The organism is Candidatus Dechloromonas phosphoritropha (genome assembly GCA_016722705.1).
GTDB classification, from domain to species: domain Bacteria; phylum Pseudomonadota; class Gammaproteobacteria; order Burkholderiales; family Rhodocyclaceae; genus Azonexus; species Azonexus phosphoritrophus.
On sequence record JADKGN010000004.1, the window covers coordinates 1 to 14,108 of the forward strand.

The 14,108-nt window shown below is 61.4% G+C and carries 9 protein-coding genes and 2 pseudogenes; 2 read left to right on the forward strand and 9 right to left on the reverse strand.

The genetic code is table 11. From position 1 onward, the window contains the following. The 8 genes and pseudogenes from IPP03_05680 to acs form a co-directional block, all read right to left on the reverse strand. A partial coding sequence (locus IPP03_05680) for a hypothetical protein (GenBank protein ID MBL0352154.1) occupies positions 1–593 on the reverse strand: 593 nt, incomplete at its 3' end. Further along, a pseudogene (locus IPP03_05685) lies at positions 593–2,385 on the reverse strand (CBS domain-containing protein). The gene IPP03_05680 and the pseudogene IPP03_05685, both read right to left, overlap by 1 nt. A 53-nt stretch (positions 2,386–2,438) precedes the next feature. Then, complete coding sequence (locus IPP03_05690; protein ID MBL0352155.1) at positions 2,439–3,509, reverse strand: hypothetical protein; 1,071 nt, start codon at positions 3,507–3,509, stop codon at positions 2,439–2,441. Position 3,510: 1 nt separating this feature from the next. Further along, on the reverse strand, positions 3,511–5,667 hold the full coding sequence (locus tag IPP03_05695; GenBank protein ID MBL0352156.1) for a DNA polymerase III subunit epsilon: 2,157 nt from the start codon (positions 5,665–5,667) through the stop codon (positions 3,511–3,513). Positions 5,668–5,719: 52 nt separating this feature from the next. Beyond that, complete coding sequence (locus IPP03_05700) at positions 5,720–6,088, reverse strand: response regulator (GenBank protein MBL0352157.1); 369 nt, start codon at positions 6,086–6,088, stop codon at positions 5,720–5,722. 16 nt (positions 6,089–6,104) lie between these two features. Further along, positions 6,105–8,808, reverse strand: a pseudogene (locus tag IPP03_05705) (histidine kinase). Positions 8,809–8,811: 3 nt separating this feature from the next. Next, complete coding sequence (locus tag IPP03_05710; GenBank protein MBL0352158.1) at positions 8,812–9,006, reverse strand: hypothetical protein; 195 nt, start codon at positions 9,004–9,006, stop codon at positions 8,812–8,814. 227 nt (positions 9,007–9,233) lie between these two features. Continuing rightward, on the reverse strand, positions 9,234–11,195 hold the full coding sequence (acs, locus tag IPP03_05715; protein MBL0352159.1) for an acetate--CoA ligase: 1,962 nt from the start codon (positions 11,193–11,195) through the stop codon (positions 9,234–9,236). 264 nt (positions 11,196–11,459) lie between these two features. On the opposite strand from acs, the gene IPP03_05720 reads away from it, so the two are divergent. After that, positions 11,460–11,996, forward strand: a complete 537-nt coding sequence (locus IPP03_05720) for a TIGR00645 family protein (GenBank protein MBL0352160.1) — start codon at positions 11,460–11,462, stop codon at positions 11,994–11,996. Between the two features lie 13 nt (positions 11,997–12,009). Beyond that, entirely contained in the window at positions 12,010–13,542 is a 1,533-nt protein-coding gene (locus tag IPP03_05725; GenBank protein MBL0352161.1) for a fumarate hydratase, read from the forward strand. A gap of 117 nt (positions 13,543–13,659) precedes the next feature. Here IPP03_05725 and IPP03_05730 read toward each other — a convergent pair whose 3' ends face one another. Then, positions 13,660–14,094: a glycine zipper 2TM domain-containing protein gene (locus tag IPP03_05730; GenBank protein MBL0352162.1), complete on the reverse strand. Its 435-nt coding sequence runs from the start codon at positions 14,092–14,094 to the stop codon at positions 13,660–13,662. Positions 14,095–14,108: the final 14 nt, after the last annotated feature.

Genomic DNA, 14,108 nt, shown 5'->3' on the forward strand with positions numbered 1-14,108 from the left:
GCGCGAACCAGCACCATCTGGAACAGGCGCGCCAGCATCAACGCATTGGTCATCGTGTCGCGGCGCCCGCTGCCCTGGCCGTGGATGCCCAACCGCTCGAGCCAGTCGTCCAATGGCAGCAGCGTCACCGACTTGTCCGGGTACAGCGACGGCAGCATCCAGGCGAGATCGACCCAGTGCGGCTGAAAATTGACTCCCAGACGATTCTGCAACGCAGGTTTCACGAAGTTGCTGACGAACGGGCTGTGGAAGGTCACCAGCGGCACCTTTGCCGTGTAGGCGAGAAATGCCATCAACTGGCGGTCGACCGCATCAGCGTCGATGTCCCCGCGACCAGGTCGAAGGTGAAGGCGTCCGCCGGAATGATCGCCCCCCTGCACGCCCACGGCCGAAATACCAAGCAACGCTCCACCCGGCGCCGGCCCCGATGTCGCAATGTCGACCACGACGTAGCGCACATGGTAATGCCACTCATCGAGTTCGGGCGACGGGCTGGCACGCCAGGCCTCGAGCTCCTTGCGTACGTCGGCGGGCAGTTTCTCCGGTGACCTGGTTCCGCCCTTGCCCAGGAGCTTGCTTAGTTTGAAAGCCATCAGCGCACCTGGTAGTCGAGCTTGAGACGGTTCTGGATCTTGCGCGCCTGACGGAAGGACTCCTTGAGAACCCGGCGATCGTGTTCGTTCAGTTCGTTGGGATCGATCAGGTTGTTCCCCTGAACGCCGGGCTTGTCGTCGAGGAACTGGTGACGCAAGCGCAGCATCTGGATGAAATCGAGCCCTTCGAGCACCGCATCGACCTCTTCGTCGCGTATCGCCAGTCGCTTTGAAGCGATGCGCAGACGCTGGACCGAGTTCGTGTTATGGACGCCGGTGGCCAGCGCATGGATTCGGGCGACATCGACGAAAATGCGCGAACCGTATTTCTTGAGATCGATCTTGCCCGGATGTCCGGGCTCGAGATCGGTGATGAAGTCGCGAATCGTCCCCAGCGGCGGCGCCACGCCAAGGGCATTTCGTGCCATGGCCTGCAGGAACAGCGAATTTCCACCGGCCGCGGTCAGCAGATAGCGGCGCATCTGTTCCGCAAGGTCGGCAGCGCCGAACAGCGCGCGGAAGTCGAAGAAGATCGAGGCATTGAGCAGGGCCACGGGCTCCGGAGAGCTCACCCACTTGCCGAACTGGTTCTTCCACTCATCGAGGGTCAGGCACCACTGCGGATTGCTGGCCATGATGTTGCCCTTGCACAGTGGAAAGCCGCAGCGGTCGAGATCCTTGTTGACGTCCAGCGCGAATGCCACGAGGCGCTTGCGCAGATCCTTGACTTCGGCAGCATCGGGACAGATGAAGACGATCCCGTTGTCCTGGTCAGTGCTGAACGTCTGCTCGTCGCGTCCTTCCGAGCCGAATGCCAGCCAGGCCCATTCGACGCCATCGAAATGGTGGTTGTGGAGATTGAGTTCAAGGACACGGCGCGTCAGCGCGTCGTTGAGTACCGAGATGAAGACCGACGCGATGCAGGGCGAACAGGTCGCGCTCGGAAACGACTCCGGTCAGCTTGCCTTCGGCATCGGTCACCAGCACGTGGCGAATGCCGTGGGTGGCCATCGCGAGCATCGCGTCGTAGGCGGTTGCGTTCTCCTCCAGCATGAAGGGATGAGGCGACATCGCCTCGCTGATCGGCGCCGAATCCGGCAAAGCAACCAGAAAGACACGATCGAGGAGATCGGAGCGGGTGAAGATTCCAACCGGCCTGCGGTCGGCGCCGGCGATGATCAGCGAACCAACCCCCGCCTTCGACATGCCCTCCAGCGCGCTCCGCAAAGGCGTTTCCGGCACCACCGAGATGGGCGAGCGTGAGCCGATCTTGGTCAGCGGCGAATTGAGCGTCTGTTGTTCGCTGGCACGCTGAGCGAACTGCTGCTGCAGCTGCAGCCGCGACTGCTGCAGCAGGCTGGCAATGTGTTGCGTGCAGAAAAGGGGTGAATTCCGGGCTGATCGCCATCAGCTCCAACAGGTCCCGGGTCGGCAACTGGTAGCAGAAGGTATCCTCGACCGCCGTGTAGGTATTCGTCGTCGGCCGCCCCGAAGTCGCTGCACCGATCGAAAAACTCTCGCCCAGCCCCAGGTTAAGGACCGAATACTCGGTAACCGTCACCTCGCCGGCCTGGCGCGCCTGTACCTTGCCACTCTCGATCACGTAGAAGAAGCGGACATTGCCAGAATCCGGGCCGACAATCTCGCTGTCGGCCGCGTGAAAGACCAGTTGCGCCTTTTCCGCGAACAGTTGCAGGGCATCGCTCTTCATCTTGTCAAAGGGCGCGTAATGCTTGAGGAATTTCTGGGTGCTCCCCGCGACGCGGCGGCTTCCCTGCTGCCGTAGATCCATTTCTGCCTGGCCAATGGCCTTTTCCTTTTGACTCACGACAACCTCATTTCCATTCAAAGATCATAGTTTAACTTGAGACGCTGCTGAAGTCGCCTCGCCTGCCGCAACGACGCCTTCAAAATCGCAATGTCCATCTCGTTCAGACTATTCAGCGGAACGCCGTTCCCGGCTTCGGCCGCTGCCGGTCCGGCGGCGATCTGCCGAGTCAGGCGCAGCCGCAAAATATGCGAAAAAGCGGCGTCGACCGCAGCAATCTCGCTGCCAGTCATCCCGACCGCGGGGCCGGACTCGGCCAAGCGCTTGCTGGTGTTGACCGACCGGACACCACTCGACAGCGCGAAGATCCGGGCGACGTCAACAAAGATGCGGCTGCCGAACTTCTTGAGGTCCACCTCGTTGCCGCCTCCCCCCTCGCCGGCTACGACATCACCGCGAAAATTCAGCGGCACATCGACCACCAAGGCATTGACCGCCATCAGATGGAGGAATGCCGGAGTGTCGGCAGTCAGGGCGAGCAGCAGGCTGCGCAGTTTCTCGCCGAGATCAAGGTCACCGTACAGCGGGTAAAGGTCAAAGAAAATACTGGCGTTGAGCAGTGCCTCCGGCTCAGGGCAGCGCACCCAATCGAAAAAGCGCTGCCGCCATTCATCGAGCGACAGGCACCACGCCGGATTGCCGGCCATGATCCCGCCCCTGCACAGCGGGAAGCCGCAGTCGGCGAGGCGCCGATTGACGTCTTGGGCAAAGGGCAGAAAGACTTCGCGCAAGGCCACTGCCTCATACTGGTCGCTGGCGCTGAACACCAAGCCGTTGTCCTGATCGCTGACCAGAGTCTGTTCGTGCCGCCCTTCCGAACCGAGCGCCAGCCAGCACCACGAACCCTTTGGCATACGGTGGCGACGCGCCGTGAGTTCGATGACGCGGACCGTCAGGCGATCATTGAACGCTGCGATCAGGTGTGCCAGCAGGCCCCCGCTCAGATCCCGCGCAGCAAAGTCCCGCAGGAACTCCAGAACCAGGACAGCGATCTGCGGCGCCTCCTCGAGTGAAGCGAATGTATCCAGATCGCTTTCGAGCGCCAGACGCCGACGGCAGGGAAGGATGTCTTCCAGGGACCAGGGCATGTCAGTACTTGACCCTGGCGAAGTAAGTTTTCTCGGAAGCTTCCAGCGCCTGGCGCACCGTTACGATGCCAATCGATTCCAGCAGCGGAACCAATTTCAGGAACACCTCGGCTGTCGCGAGTGCATCCTTCAGGGCGTTGTGACGGCTTTCGATCTCGATGCCCAGACGACCCAGGATGTCGTCCAGCCTGTGCGACTCCTGATTGGGATGAACCACCGCCGACAGCAGCAAGGTATCGAGGACCGGTTGCGTGAAGCGAACGCCGGTTTGCTTCTCCTTCAGTTGCAGGAAGCGCATGTCGAAAGCGGCATTGTGAGCGATCAGCACGGTGTCGGCGCAAAACTCGTGAAACGCCGGCAGAACCAGGTCGATGTTCGGCTTGCCGCGCACCATGTCCTCGGTAATACCGTGAATCGGGATCGATTCAGGTTTGAGGGGCCGTCCCGGATCGACCAGTTGATCGAAGACCTCCTGGCGCAGCAGGCGATTGTTCACGATGCGCGCCGCGCCGATCTGGATAATCTCGTCGCCGGCCGACGGTTGCAGCCCGGTCGTTTCCGTGTCGAAGACGGTATAGGTCAGTTCGCTCAGCTTGCGCTCGAGATCGACGGACTTGTCTTCATAGTTGAAGAGATCGAAATCGTAGTATTCCGGCCGCCCCGCGCCGCGCTTGTTGTCCTCCTGCTGCTCTTCGATTTCCGGTGTCGCCACCGGCAGCACGAAGCGAAAATAGGCGCGGTGGGCGGCCTTTTCACGCTGATACCAGATTTCGCCACCATGGCGGTCAATGACGTCGCGCACGGTGAGCGGTGACGTTTCAACGCCGACACGCATCGACTCCATTTCCCACGTGTAGAAGGTTTCCGAAGACATCGCCGGCCCGGCCCAGATCAGGTCGAGATAGGCAAGCTTACCCTCGGCAGCCAACCGGAAGCGCAGTTCCCGTGGTTTATAGTGATCCTGCAGCCTAGAAGCCAGGAAGAGCAGCGCGAAAACCAGCGAAAAACTTTCGGCCTTGACCCACAGCGCATTGTCCAGCCCTTCGGTCTTGGTCGGCAGTTGCAGTTTCTCCTCGATCCTGCGCTGGGCGGCAAGGATGAGATCGATGCCGAGAATGTCTTCCAGCGGCCACCGCATCTTCATCGAGTCCGAAAAATCGACCATCGTGCGGTCGAGGCGCTGGCTCATGCCCGCGACCTCGTCGCCGACGACGCCGAGAAAGCGCTCACGCATTTCCGGCTCCATGTCCGGGTAATCGATCAGGTTCGTCACCGCCGCACGGATGCTGCCGAGCGACGCCCGGCTGCCTTCGGTCAACGCGTGCAACACCTGGTTGCGGCGCGTCTCCTCCTCGATGTTGCGTGTAATGTTCTCGATCGTCAGCACGAAGCCGGACATCCTGTCGCCACGCTCGCTGCCGCTGAACACAGGTACCATCTGGACACGCAGCAACTGGCCGCCGCGCAGCGTCGTGATGAAGTTCGACAACGCGGTCTTGCCGGCCGCCAGCCGCTGGCGGACGACGCCCTCGGCATGCTGCACCTGATTCTTCTCCAGAATCGAGAAAATCGAGCGCCCGAGGCCGATCAGGGCACCCCCGGACACCGACGTCGGCCCCTGCGCCAGCGCCTTGAACTGGAGACGGGCGCGATTGTTGTAGAGCAGAATACGTCCGTCGAGGTTGCAGACGACCACGGCCTGCGCCAGTTCCGACATCAGCGCGGCGAGCCGGTTCTTCTCTTCCTCGACCGACGCCTTGGCCGCGGCGATCTGCTCGCTGACGTCGTCGAGCAGGACGTCGCGCTGCTGCGCCAGATCGTTGGCGGCGCGCGCCAGATGCTGGACCTCCGGCGGACCTTCCGGCGTTACCCGAAAATTGCGGTTGGCTCCGAGCATCAGGCGCAGCTTTTCGGACATGCTCATCAGCCCGTCGACATACTGCTTGAACAGCGTGTTCAGCACGACCACGCCGACTGCAAAGCCTAACGCCGTCATCACAATGCCGGTCGGCAGGTAAGAAAGCAGCAAGTGAATCAATTCCGCGTGCTCGCTCGCACTCATGTCCAGCCAGACGAGCAGAAAGGTGACCATGAATGGCCCGGTCATCAGCAGACCTAGCACAATGACTGCCAGCAGGAATCGATATTTTGCCTTCATGGCGTCCATCCGGATCGAATTTCAGGCTGTAACGGCGGTCGACCGCGACAGGTCAGACAGCGAGTATTTCCTTGACCTTGTTGACCAGATCCTTGGTCGAGAACGGCTTGGTGACATAGGCGTCGGCGCCGATCGCCAAACCCTTGGCCATCTCGGTATCGCGCCCCTTGGCGGTCAGCATGATGATCTTCAGACCTGCGCGTCCGGGATCGGCGCGCAGGGCTTCGCAGACCTCAAAGCCTGACTTCTTCGGCATCATCACGTCAAGCAGCAGCAGATCCGGGTTGGTGCTGGCGACCATGGCCAGCGCCTCGTCGCCATCATTGGCTACTGCCACCTCGAAACCTTCCTTCTTCATCAGGAACTCGAGCGAAATGACGATATTGGGCTCGTCGTCGACAATGAGAATCTTCTTGACCATGCCTTGCGCCTCCCTCTTATTTTTCCGGCACTGGCAAGGGCACCGTGAAGATGAATTTTGCACCGGCGCCGGGCCGGCTTTCAACCCAGAGATTACCACCAAAGTACTCGACAATCTGCCGGCTGATCGGCAACCCGAGCCCCGTACCCTGCGGCTTGTCGGTCATCGTGTTTCCACCCTGACGAAATTTCTCGAAGATGACGGACACTTCTTCGGCAGTCATCCCCGGCCCGTTGTCGGCAACCTCGACGCGCGCCGCGCGGGCGTCGGCGGTCACCAGCACGGTGACAGTTCCGGTATCGCCAGGAACGAACTTGACGGCATTGGCCAGCAGATTGACCATGACCTGGGTCAGGCGGTCACGGTCGGCAATGACCACCGGTCCGTGCGGCGGAATCTCGCTGTCCAGCGTGACCGCCTTGTCGCGGAACAACTGGCTCAGCGACGCCATCGCTTCGCGGACTACTTCGCCGATGTCGACCTCACCGGTCGCCCATTCGGCGCGACCCGATTCGAGCTTGGCCAGATCGAGAATCTGGTTGATCAGCCGGGTCAGCCGTTCGGCCTCGTGGACGATGATGCCGAGAAAGCGGGTTCGGTCGGCAAGGTCGATTTGCGGGTCTTCGTGCAGCATCTCGGAAAAGGCCCGGATCGAGGTCAGCGGTGTACGCAACCTCATGGGTCACCGTCGAAATGAAATCGTCCTTCATGCGATCGAGCTCGCGCAGGCGCTCGTTGGCTTCGCGCAGTTCGCCAGTCGCCGTCTCGAGTTCACGCGACTTGGCTTCCAACTCGCGGCTGTAGGCCCTGACCTGCGATGCCTCGTCGAGAATGTCGAGCACCTCGTCAAGGCCGAGCGCCTCTTCGCGCACCACCGAAGCGACCATGGCATGGGCGCTGGCTGAACCGATCGTACCCGACAACTGCGCCTCGGCAAATCGCACGAACTCGGCATCAGCCGGCAGCTTCCGCCAGTCATCGGCGCCATGCACGGCCGCAAATTCGGCAAGTTGCTGCCGGGTACGCGTCGCGCCAATAAAACGCTCGACCAGATCGACCAGTTCCTCGGCCGAGGCGGTGCCGCGCCACAAGCGCGTGGCACTCGCGCTGCCACGATAATGGAAGACATCGACAAAGCGCTCCGCCTGCTCGGCTTCGATGGCGCTGGGCCGTGTAGCAAACGAAACCGTCACGAACAGGCCAATATTGACGAGCAGGCTCCACCAGAGGCTATGCGTGATTTCGTCGAATCTGGAAAGTCCGAAAAACGCATGCGCCTTGAGCGCGCCAATGCCCCACGGGCCGTGTTCGACAAAGCCTGCGTCGATCCAGCCCGACTTGGCGAAGGACGGCAGCAACAGCGTATATAGCCAGACGGCGAAGCCGCCGGCCAGGCCGGCGACAGCGCCGGCACGCGTCGCCTGCTTCCAGTACATGCCACCGAACATGGCGGGCGCGAACTGCGCGACCGCGGCAAAGGAAATCAGCCCGATGCCGACCAGCGCGTAGGCTTCGCCGGCGGCACGGAAATAGATGTAGCCGAGCAGCAGGATGACGACGATGGCAGCGCGCCGGATGCCGAGCAACAGGCCCGTCAGATCGCGCCGTTCGCTGATGCCCAGCCATCGCGAGCGCAGCAGCCAGGGCATGACAAGATCGTTGCAGACCATGGTCGACAGGGCGATGGTCTCGACGATCACCATGCCGGTCGCCGCCGAGAGGCCGCCGATGAAGACCAGCAATGCCAGCGCCCTGGCACCGTGCGCGAGCGGCAGAGTGAGAACGAAGGTATCGGGGTTGCCCTCCCCTTGAAAATAAAGCAATCCACCCAGCGCCAGCGGCAGTACGAAGATATTGATCAGCACCAGGTAGAGAGGAAACAGCCAGACCGCCCGTCGCAGATGTGACTCGTCGACATTCTCGACGACGATGATCTGGAACTGGCGCGGCAGAAGAATAATGGCCAGGCCGGACAGCAGAGTCAGCGCAGCCCATGTTCCGGCTCGGCTCGCATCCAGATGCAGCAGGCGGGCCAGTTCGGGGGCGGCGGCGGCCCGCTCGAACAGGTCGGCGAAGCCGCCAAACATGCCATAGGTCACGAACAGGCCAACCGCCAGAAAAGCAAGCAGCTTGATAACCGATTCAAAGGCGATCGCCGCCACCATCCCCTCGTGACGCTCGGTCGCGTCGAGATGGCGCGTGCCAAACAGGATCAGGAACATCGCCAGCAGTGTGGCGATCACGAAAGTGAGGTCGATCATCGACGGCATGTAACTGCTCTCCTGGCCGATGAGGATTTCGAGGCTCGCGGCCACGGCCTTGAGTTGCAAGGCGATGTAAGGAAGGGTACCGATCACCGCAATCACCGTGACCAGCCCGGCCAGCAGCTGGCTCTTGCCGTAACGCGTGGCGATGAAATCGGCGATCGAGTTGACGCGCTCCGCCTTGCTGATACGGATCATCTTGATGATGACGCCGACGAACAGCAACATCAGCGTCGGACCGAGGTAGATGGTCAGGAACGACAGCCCGCCCGAGGTGGCGCGCCCGACGCTGCCGTAGAACGTCCATGAAGTGCAATAGACCGCCAGCGACAACGCATAGACATTCGCCGAAATGATCGACCTGCCGGCATCGGCCCGGGCATCGCCAAAGCGGGCGACGGCGAACAGCACGCCGAGATAGCCCGCCGCGAGCAGCAGTATCAGGCTGGTCGGCAACCCCTATTTACCCCGCTTTTCGACGATTAGCGCGGCCAGCCCGACAATTGTGGCCCAGACACCGAACAAATAGAGGGCCGGCGCCGGAATCGCCCCCCAGTATCCGCCCGGCAATCCGAGCATGGGAAAATTCAGCAGCAGCACGCCCAGGAGACCGAGTGCCACCAGGCGCTGCCGTACAGGATCCGCACGCTTCATGAAACGCTCCCGGAAAATAAAACGGCCGGCACGCTAAACGTGCCGGCCGTCGATGGCATGCGGTCCCGAACGAACACACGGAGGGTCACCCGATAGGCAACCATTGTCTCCTCCTTGCCATTGTGCGCCGAAGGCAAGCCTGCCGTCTCCCTGCAGCAACCCGGAATCAGCCTTTGCCCTGTTCCAGGATCGCCGGGTTTTGGCATCGCCAAGACCCGGCCAACCCCTTAACCCTTCAACTGCTCCAAAATCGCCGGATTTTCCAGCGTGGACGTATCTTGCGCCGCAGTATCGCCCCGGGCCAGGCCACGCAGCAGACGGCGCATGATCTTGCCCGAACGGGTCTTCGGCAGGTTGTCACCGAAGCGGATGTCCTTCGGCTTGGCGATCGGACCGATCTCCTTGCCCACCCAGTTCTGCAACTCCTTGACGATCCGCTTGGCATCGTCGCCGGTCGGGCGCTTGCCCTTCAGAACCACGAAGGCGACAATGGCTTCACCGGTCAGGTCATCCGGGCGGCCAACGACTGCTGCTTCGGCGACCATCGGGTTGGAGACCAGAGCCGACTCAATTTCCATCGTGCCCATACGGTGCCCGGAAATATTCAGCACATCGTCGATGCGGCCGGTGATGGTGAAGTAACCGGTATCTTTGTCGCGAATGGCGCCGTCGCCCGCCAGGTAGTACTTGCCCTGGAAGTCGGCCGGGTAGTAGCTCTTCTGATAGCGATCCGGGTCGCCCCAGATGGTGCGGATCATCGCCGGCCACGGCCTCTTGACGACAAGGATGCCGCCTTGACCCAGGGGCACGTCGGCGCCGGTCTCATCGACCACGGCCGCCATGATGCCCGGGAACGGCAGCGTGCAGGAGCCCGGCACCAGCGGGGTAGCGCCCGGCAGCGGCGTGATCATGTGACCGCCAGTCTCGGTCTGCCAGAAAGTATCGACGACCGGGCAGCGGCCGCCGCCGACATTGTCGTAATACCACTGCCAGGCAGCCGGGTTGATCGGCTCGCCGACGGTACCGAGAATACGCAACGAAGAGAGGTCGTAGCTCTTGGGATGCACTGCGGCATTGGCGTCGCAAGCCTTGATCAGCGAACGGATTGCCGTCGGCGCGGTGTAGAAGACGCTGACCTTGCGGTCCTGGATGACCTTCCAGAACCGGCCGGCATCCGGGTAGGTCGGCACGCCCTCAAAGACGATTTCGGTGGCGCCACAGGCGAGCGGGCCGTAAGTGATGTAAGTATGACCCGTCACCCAGCCGATGTCGGCAGTGCACCAGAAGATATCCTGCGGCTTGATGTCGAAGGTCCACCTCATGGTCATGATGGCGAGCAGCAGGTAACCTCCGGTGGAGTGCTGGACACCCTTGGGCTTGCCGGTGGAGCCGGACGTATAAAGCAGGAACAGCGGATGCTCGGCCTCGACCCATTCCGGCTCGCAGGTTTCCGGCTGACCAGGCAGCAGGTCGTGCAGCCATTCGTCGCGACCGGCGAGCATGTTGCACTCGCCGCCGGTGCGCTTGAAGACGATGACGTTCTTGACGCACTCGCAGCCGCCCAGAGCAAAGGCCTCATCGGCGATGGTCTTGAGCGAAATCGACTTGCCGCCACGGAACTGGCCGTCCGAGGTGATGAGCATGACGGCGCCGGCATCGCTCATGCGGTCGCGCAGCGACTGAGCCGAAAAACCGCCGAAGACGACAGAGTGGATGGCGCCAACGCGGGCACAAGCCTGCATGGCAACAACACCTTCGATAGTCATCGGCAGGTAGATGACGACGCGGTCGCCCTTCTTGACCCCCTTGGACTTCAGCAGGTTGGCCATCTTGCAGACCTTGGTCAGCAGATCCTTGTAGGTGATAGTGGTGACGTCGCCGTTGTCAGCCTCGAAAATGATGGCAACCTTGTCGCCCAGGCCACCCTCGACGTTGCGATCGAGACAGTTATAGGACACATTCAGCTTGCCGTCGGCAAACCACTTGAAGAACGGGGCGTCGGACTCGTCGAGCACCTGGGTGAACGGCTCTTTCCAACTGATCATTTCCCGTGCGCGCTTGGCCCAGAACCCTTCATAGTCGGCCTCAGCTTCGGCGCACAGTGCCTTGTAGGCGTCCATCCCGGAAATCGTCGCGTTTCTGACGGTTTCGTCAGACGGATAAATCAGTTGCACGGATTCACTAGACATATTGTTCTCCTATGAGGTACTTCGCATCCATGTTGGAAAAACCAATCTGGCCTCGGGCTGTCACCCGGGACAACTAAAGCCACGCAAACTGGAGAATAACCCACTCCTCTCGTCAGCAGTGCGCAGGATTAGACGCGGATAATCTTACAAAGCCCTTACGAAATCACGCTGCGCCGCAGCAAAATACCGCCGCCCGAAGGGGACGCGGCGTCCATGCCAGTGTGCCATGATAAAATTCGCGTCTTTCAAAGTGCCGCCCAAACCATGAGTTCGCTAGTCAAACCCCTCGAAACGTTGATCTTCGCCAGTCGCTGGATACAGGCGCCGCTCTATGTCGGCCTGATCGTCGCCCAGGCCATCTATTGTTGGCTGTTCATGGTCGAACTGAGCCATCTCGTCCATGGCGCATTCACCGGCAGCAACTTCAGCGAAACCGAAGTCATGTTGGTCGTCCTCGGCCTGATTGACGTCGTCATGATCGCCAACCTGCTGATCATGGTCATCGTCGGCGGCTACGAAACCTTCGTCTCGCGCCTCGATCTCGACGGTCACCCCGACCAGCCTGAATGGCTGTCGCATGTCAATGCCGGCGTACTCAAGATCAAGCTATCGACGGCGATCATCGGCATCTCGTCGATCCACCTGCTGAAAAGCTTCATCAATGCCGCCAATCTGACCGGGCACACGCTGCAGTGGCAGGTGATCATTCACGTCGTCTTCCTTCTCTCCGCCCTGGCCATGGCCATTGTCGACAGGACCATGACCCAGACCCTCGCCCTGCAACATCAAAAACATCATTAATCCGGAGTTGCGCATGACCGCCATCAAACAGGAAGACCTGATCCAGTCCGTTGCCGATGCCTTCCAGTACATCAGCTACTACCACCCGCTGGATTACATCAAGGCGCTCGGCGAAGCCTACGACCGCGAGGAAAGCCCCGCCGCCAAGGATGCCATTGCCCAGATTCTGACCAACTCGCGGATGTCCGCCGAGGGCCATCGCCCGATCTGCCAGGACACCGGCATCGGCATGGTCTTCATCAAGGTCGGCATGAACGTCACCTGGCCGGATGCGACGATGAGCATCCAGCAGATGATCGACGAGGGTGTCCGTCGCGCCTACGGCAACCCGGACAATCCGCTGCGCGCCTCGGTGCTCGCCGACCCGGCCGGCGCCCGCAAGAACACCAAGGACAACACCCCGGCCGTCGTTCATTTCGAGATCGTTCCCGGCCATCATGTCGAAGTGATCTGCGCCGCCAAGGGCGGTGGTTCGGAAGCCAAAGCCAAGTTCGCCATGCTCAACCCATCCGACGACCTGGTCGACTGGGTACTGAAGAAGATTCCGGAAATGGGCGCCGGCTGGTGTCCGCCCGGCATCATCGGCATCGGCATCGGCGGCACACCGGAAAAAGCGATGCTGCTGGCCAAGGAATCGATCATGGCGCCGGTCGACATTCACGAATTGAAAGCCAAGGCGGCCACGGGCGCAAAACTCACCCGCCCGGAAGAACTGCGCCTCGAACTGATGGAAAAGATCAACGCGCTCGGCGTTGGCGCCCAGGGCCTCGGCGGCCTGACCACCGTGCTCGACGTCAAGGTGCTGGATTACCCGTGCCACGCTGCCAACCTGCCGGTCGCGCTGGTTCCCAACTGCGCGGCGACTCGTCACTGCCATTTCCACCTCGATGGCTCCGGCCCGGCCAGGCTGGAGGTGCCGAAGCTGGAAGACTGGCCGGCGGTCACCTGGACGCCAGATTTCAAGGCAGCGACCCGCGTCGACCTCAACACCCTGACCAAGGAAGAAGTCGCCGCCTGGAAGCCGGGCCAGAAACTGCTCCTTAACGGCAAGATGCTGACTGGCCGCGATGCCGCGCACAAGCGCATCGCCGACATGCTGGCGAAGGGCGAGAAGCTGCCGGTCGACTTCACCAATCGCGTTATTTATTACGTCGGCCCGGTCGACCCGGTGCGCGACGAAGTCGTCGGGCCGGCCGGCCCGACGACCGGCACCCGCATGGACAAGTTCACCCGCATGATGCTCGAACAGACCGGCCTGATCTCGATGATCGGCAAATCCGAACGCGGCCCGGTCGCCATCGAGGCGATCAAGGACAACAAGTCAGCCTACCTGATGGCCGTCGGCGGTGCCGCCTACCTGGTGGCCAAGGCGATCAAGTCGGCCAAGGTCGTCGGCTTCGCCGATCTTGGCATGGAAGCCATCTACGAGTTCGACGTCGAGAACATGCCGGTGACCGTGGCGGTCGACTCATCAGGCATCAGCGTGCACAACACCGGTCCGAAGGAATGGCAGATCAAGATCGGCAAGATTCCGGTCACGGCCTGAACTCCAGCCTGCATTTAGAATCGCCAAGCCCCCGCCAGTCGGGGGCTTTTTAATGGCGAAAAATTGCCGTCTGTTGCGGTCGACCCGCAAAAAACGGCAAAAATCACCATTGGAAAATCAACGAAGACGTTCCAGCCCGCCATTCGTGACACGAACGCGATCACCGGCCCGCACCGGCGGCTGGGAAGCCTGCTCGATATTGGCGTTCGCACCGTCATCGAATTGCACATTGACGACCCACACCGTCGAGGTGCCGCTGGTCATACGGTTACCCACCATGCCCCCGGCTGCAGCGCCGCCCACCGTGGCGACGGTCCGCCCCCTTCCCTGGCCGATCTGATTGCCGAGTACGCCGCCGACAACAGCGCCACCGACAGTACCGAGGGTGGAACCGGAATTCGGCACAGCCTGCGTACGAACGGATTCAACGGTGCCAACCCGGCCTTCGAATTGGGCTGCGGGGCTGCCGGTTTGCGCCTGCACCGTTTCTACCATTGGCCCGACAAGGCTCAAGCCGAGAACAAGCGCGCCGATCAGGGTATTAGATTTCATAGGGTATTCCTTTC

Bases quoted from the DNA above. Each gene is read 5' to 3' on its own strand.
- IPP03_05690 (MBL0352155.1), bottom strand. From the start codon at position 3,509: ATGCCCTGGTCCCTGGAAGACATCCTTCCCTGCCGTCGGCGTCTGGCG.
- IPP03_05695 (MBL0352156.1), bottom strand. From the start codon at position 5,667: ATGAAGGCAAAATATCGATTCCTGCTGGCAGTCATTGTGCTAGGTCTG.
- IPP03_05700 (MBL0352157.1), bottom strand. From the start codon at position 6,088: ATGGTCAAGAAGATTCTCATTGTCGACGACGAGCCCAATATCGTCATT.
- IPP03_05710 (MBL0352158.1), bottom strand. From the start codon at position 9,006: ATGAAGCGTGCGGATCCTGTACGGCAGCGCCTGGTGGCACTCGGTCTC.
- acs (MBL0352159.1), bottom strand. From the start codon at position 11,195: ATGTCTAGTGAATCCGTGCAACTGATTTATCCGTCTGACGAAACCGTC.
- IPP03_05720 (MBL0352160.1), top strand. From the start codon at position 11,460: ATGAGTTCGCTAGTCAAACCCCTCGAAACGTTGATCTTCGCCAGTCGC.
- IPP03_05725 (MBL0352161.1), top strand. From the start codon at position 12,010: ATGACCGCCATCAAACAGGAAGACCTGATCCAGTCCGTTGCCGATGCC.
- IPP03_05730 (MBL0352162.1), bottom strand. From the start codon at position 14,094: ATGAAATCTAATACCCTGATCGGCGCGCTTGTTCTCGGCTTGAGCCTT.